The sequence below is a fragment of the Kribbella sp. C-35 genome (assembly GCF_046549195.1).
In the GTDB taxonomy this organism is placed as follows: Bacteria; Actinomycetota; Actinomycetes; order Propionibacteriales; family Kribbellaceae; genus Kribbella.
On record NZ_JAJPWG010000017.1, the window covers coordinates 1 to 595 of the forward strand.

Here is a 595-nt window from a genome sequence, read left to right on the forward strand (position 1 = left end):
CAAAGCCGCCAACGGTAAACACCGACTGGACATTATCTTTCTCTTTAGTCAGATAATAATCCGTCACCTGTTGCAGCACTTTCGTGGTGTTAACCATGGTGGCACCGGAAGGTAACTGCGCGGTGGTCATAAATACCCCCTGATCCTCTTCTGGTAAGAAAGAGGTCGGCGTGCGCAGGAACAGCACCGCCATCCCGGCGCAAATCAGCAGGTAGACCACCATGTAGCGACCGGTACAACGCAACAGCGAGCGGGTGCTATCGGTATAGTGCTGAGTTGATTTTTCAAACAGCGTGTTGAAGCGTGCGAACAGGGCGTTAGGTTTGTGACCGCCTTCCGGCGCGGCTTTCAGAATGGTGGCGCACAGGGCAGGGGTCAGGCTCATTGCCACAAATACTGAAAGCAGCATGGAGGAGATCAGCGTGATGGAAAACTGGCGGTAGATCTCCCCGGTTGCACCGCTCATAAAGGCCATCGGCATAAACACTGCGGAAAGAACAACGGCAATACCGACCAGCGCACGTTGGATCTGCCCCATCGATTTATGCGTCGCTTCCTTCGGCGGTAGCTTATCTTCCGCAATGACACGCTCGAC

At 54.3% G+C, this 595-nt stretch carries 1 protein-coding gene; it reads right to left on the reverse strand.

All coding sequences use genetic code 11. The annotated features are described in order from the left end of the window. Positions 1-595, reverse strand: a 595-nt coding sequence (locus ACLJOO_RS42670) for an efflux RND transporter permease subunit (RefSeq protein ID WP_410794084.1), incomplete at both ends; no start/stop codon positions are given.